Origin of the sequence: Arthrobacter sp. SO3 (genome assembly GCF_020532825.1) — a bacterium.
In the GTDB taxonomy this organism is placed as follows: Bacteria; Actinomycetota; Actinomycetes; order Actinomycetales; family Micrococcaceae; genus Arthrobacter.
On the sequence record NZ_MQTS01000135.1, the window covers coordinates 1 to 3,665 of the forward strand.

The 3,665-nt window shown below is 64.7% G+C and carries 4 protein-coding genes; all 4 read right to left on the reverse strand.

Annotated elements, in window-relative coordinates:
• Positions 1-724: 724 nt before the first annotated feature.
• Positions 725-1,078 carry a DUF6221 family protein gene (locus BJQ90_RS13140; protein ID WP_226760701.1) on the reverse strand — a complete coding sequence of 118 codons (354 nt, stop codon included), beginning with the start codon at positions 1,076-1,078 and terminating at the stop codon, positions 725-727.
• Positions 1,079-1,215: 137 nt separating this feature from the next.
• Positions 1,216-1,875, reverse strand: a complete 660-nt coding sequence (locus BJQ90_RS13145; RefSeq protein WP_137322566.1) for a hypothetical protein — start codon at positions 1,873-1,875, stop codon at positions 1,216-1,218.
• The gene (locus BJQ90_RS13150; RefSeq protein WP_226760702.1) at positions 1,872-2,207 is read right to left on the reverse strand and encodes a PadR family transcriptional regulator; all 336 of its coding nucleotides are present in this window, start codon (positions 2,205-2,207) and stop codon (positions 1,872-1,874) included. Before BJQ90_RS13150 ends, BJQ90_RS13145 begins: the two co-directional genes overlap by 4 nt.
• A gap of 453 nt (positions 2,208-2,660) precedes the next feature.
• On the reverse strand, positions 2,661-3,335 hold the full coding sequence (locus BJQ90_RS13155; RefSeq protein WP_226760703.1) for a hypothetical protein: 675 nt from the start codon (positions 3,333-3,335) through the stop codon (positions 2,661-2,663).
• Positions 3,336-3,665 lie beyond the last annotated feature (330 nt).

Sequence of the window (3,665 nt, forward strand, 5' to 3'; positions counted from 1 at the left end):
ACCGACTACCGCGCACCGGCTACGTTGAATCTCAACTCCGATGAAAAGGGTCGTCGCACCAGCACGGCCCCTCCAACCCCGCCGCGGATTCCTCGGGCAGGACCTTCACCGGACAACGGGTTGTCAGCGCCGGAACACGGCTCCTGAGTCGTTGCCGCGGGGTCTTGAGGCGCGATGCATTGGTCTGTGCATGAAAACATTCCGGGCAAAGGACCGCTGGCTCCATGGGCAGATTCTAACGCTCACAGCGCCTCCATTGACACGACGGGAACGGCCCGCACGCCGCGCGACGGCATGGAGTCCTCCACGGCCTGGGCTGAGCGCAAGATACCGTCCGGGACAGCTTTGCCCCTTCGCCTGCACTAACCGGTCGGCAGCGTCCGCCGCAAAGCGGCGTAACCGACGGATGGGTTTCTGCACGCCGGGCCGGTACCAGGGTCAGTCCGGTATTTCCATCTTGAACCCGCAGCTACAGCGCAACACCTTGGTCCGCAGATACACCTCCAACAGCCCGTCGTAGGGCCGTTCCGTCGACACGGGCGCGTAAATGCTGGACCGCTCATAGTCGACCGTCGGCATTGGTTCTCCGCAGGGAAAGTACGTCCCCCGAACTGGAGCTCATCTCTGACGAACTGAGGCGGGACCAGCCTGGCCCGTGACCTGCGCCCAGTTGACCGCCAGCACTGAGGCCGCGAGTCAGATCATTCGAGTCCGCGCCTTGGCTTCAGTGCTTCGCGGAGTCGCCGGCAATATCTGTTGGCAGATCGGGCGACCAGGCCGGGTCGTAGTCCGGGTGCTCCCGGTGGGAGCCCGCGAGGATGGTTAGCATGGCCCGACGGGCAATGGCAACGGTCCCTCTTGCTTCGCTGGGCTCGCTTATCCCCTCGCCTTCGGCAGCTTCCTTCCAGCTGGCGATAATGGCCCGCTTCTGGGCGCATTCATCCAGCATCCGCTTACCCAGTGAGGTTTTGTCTTCGCTTCCATTTTCGTCCTCGGAAACCCCCAGGACGAAAGAGCCATCCCGGATGGCTGATTCCTGCTCCGCAATACGCGCTTCCAGAAACTCAACAATATCCATGACCCATCATTACATCCGTCCCCTCCGCTCTCCGGCTGATCCCGACCCTTGCACAGTCATGGGCCTACCGCCTCGCACAAACCAAAAACCAACAGAACCAACTCAACAAGGTGGGCTCAAGTCGGGCTGGCGGGCGGTTAGTTGATGGCTAGGCCGCGGGGTCCGTGGGAGGTGTGTGCCTTGGCGAGTTTGACCACCAACACGATGCCGAGCACGATCGAGGCCAGGAACGCAGTCACACCGGCTGCCCCGGTGATCAGCATGACCACGAAACTCAAGGAGTCAGCCAACCCGGGCTGTCCACCGCTTTGGATACGGCTGTCGACGACGTTGAAATGCCAGTTCACCTCGATGACCCCAATAAGGAGAACCAGCGGGCAGGCCGCGGCGGTGAAGAACAGCGTCCAGGGCACGCGGCCGCTGCCTAGGGCGCTGCTCGCGGCACGGGCAAGCAGTGCGGACCCGGTCACGGCGATGACGGTCCCGAGTGCCCACAACGCCAAGGCCCCTTCCGGGAAACGGATCAGGATACCTGTGATGAAAAGGGCGATACTGACAATGACGGCGAACGCGCCGCGGACGGTGAGCTGACGCGGGGAAAAAGTGGAGGACATGAGGATCCCGTCTTTCTGTGCATTGAGCGTCGTTCGGGCAGCGCCTCGAACAACGGCGGAGGCGGACATGGAGAGTTCGTGGGCGTGGCGGGCATCGGCCAGCCACTCCTCGCGATATCGGTCACGGGACGCCGTCGGCATGAGGGCCGCGCAGAAACGGAGTACCCATTCACCGCAGTTCATGCGAGCCCCACCCCCCGCGCGAACCCCAGGCGAGGCTTACGTTGGGCACCGTGCGCAGCCTGCAGTGATGTAGCGGCGAAGGCCGCACCTTCATCCGTGAGCCGGTAGTAGCGGCGCCGGGGGCCCGGATGTCCCTGGCCTTCACCTTCAGGCACCGGCTCCCATTCCGAGGACACAAACCCGGCAGCCTCCAGGCGCGACAGGATCGGATACACACTGCCCGCGGGTCTGCCTGAATCGCGAACCACTTTCAGGCCCCACACCTCATCCTTGGTCTCCAACGCATGCAACACATCCAACATGGCCGGGGTCTTCCTCAGAGAAACGCTCATGCCCTAACTCTATACATAAACCAGGCACTATCTCTACATATAGAAGTAGCGACCTGTCCTGTGCCCTGCGCGGAGCCATGCACCGGGGTGGTCAGGCACGCGGTGTGCACCACGCAAGAAGTGGACACGGCGGCGGGCCCGCCGGCATATCGGGCGGATGCAGCGGAGGGTCGCTGAGCAGCCGGCGATGACAGCGGAACACGGCGGCGGACGGAAGCCGGGGATCAGAGACAGGCACGCGAGAGCGCCGGGAGGGCCGCGCTCGAACAACATCGCCTCGCGGAGCAGTCACGCGGGCACGACGTGGACTATTCGTGTCCGGTTGCCGGCGGGTCCGCGCCGCACGGTGCCGGTACAGGGCAGCCTCTCCTCGCACGGGGCAGGCACAAGCCGGAATCGCGTTCCTTGAGCGCTCGTCCGGGCCGCGCTGCGGGACGCTGCTTGGGCAGGTGGTTAGGTGATGTCCGGGCTGCCGGGTCCGCGGGAGGTGCGTGCCTTGGCGAGTTTGACCAATAACGCGAGGCTGAGCAGGATTGACGTCAGGAGGGCTGTGACACCGGCTGCCCCGGTCATCGTCAGGGCCACGAACACTACGAAGTCAGCAACCAGTCCGCTGTGGACGCCGGTGTACGTGCCGCTGTGGACATGGCTGTCGAACGCATTGAAATGCTGATTCGTCTCGATGACCGCCACCAGGGGAACAAGCGGGCAGGCCGCGGTGGCAACGAAAAGCGTCCAGGGTGCTCGGCCGCTGCCCAGGATGTTGCTTGCGGCACGGGCAAGCAGGGTAAACCCGACGAACGCGATAAACAGCGCTACAGCCCACAAGGCCAAGGCCCCTACCGAGATGCCGATCAGGCCGCTCAAGATGAAAAGGGCGAGGCTGACAATGACGGCGGACGCACCGCGGCGGGTGAGCTGTCGTGGTGAATCATCGGAGGACAAAAGTAGCCGTTCTTTCTGGGCGCTGAGTGTTGCGCGGGCGGCGCCTCGAACAACGGCTGAGGGGGACATCGAGAGTTCGCGGGCGTGACGGGCATCGGCCAGCCACTCCTCGCGATGACGGTCACGGGACGCAGCGGGTGTGAGGGCAGCGCAGCAACGAAGCAGCCATTCGCCGACGTTCATCCGAGCCTCGTCTCCGCGAAACGGCCGGGCGGCGCTGACCGCCGGGCGACTAGCAAGCCGGGCCAACGACTGAACGGAAGTCCGGCGAAAGCACGCCACCTACCGGACCACCGGACGTGGCTTTTGCGGTCAATCCTGTACGGAACGCCCCGGCCACCACGGTGGCCGGGCCAAGGAACGATGCGGTTGGGTTCATGGGCTATTTGACGCAGGGAACGCCGCCGCCCTGGAGGGAACCGGTCCAGTCGGCGTAGGTGTTCTCCGGCGGACCGGCCTGGCTGCCGGCGGGGGTGCCTGCTGGCCCGTTGCCGGCACCCGCTGGCGCAGGAG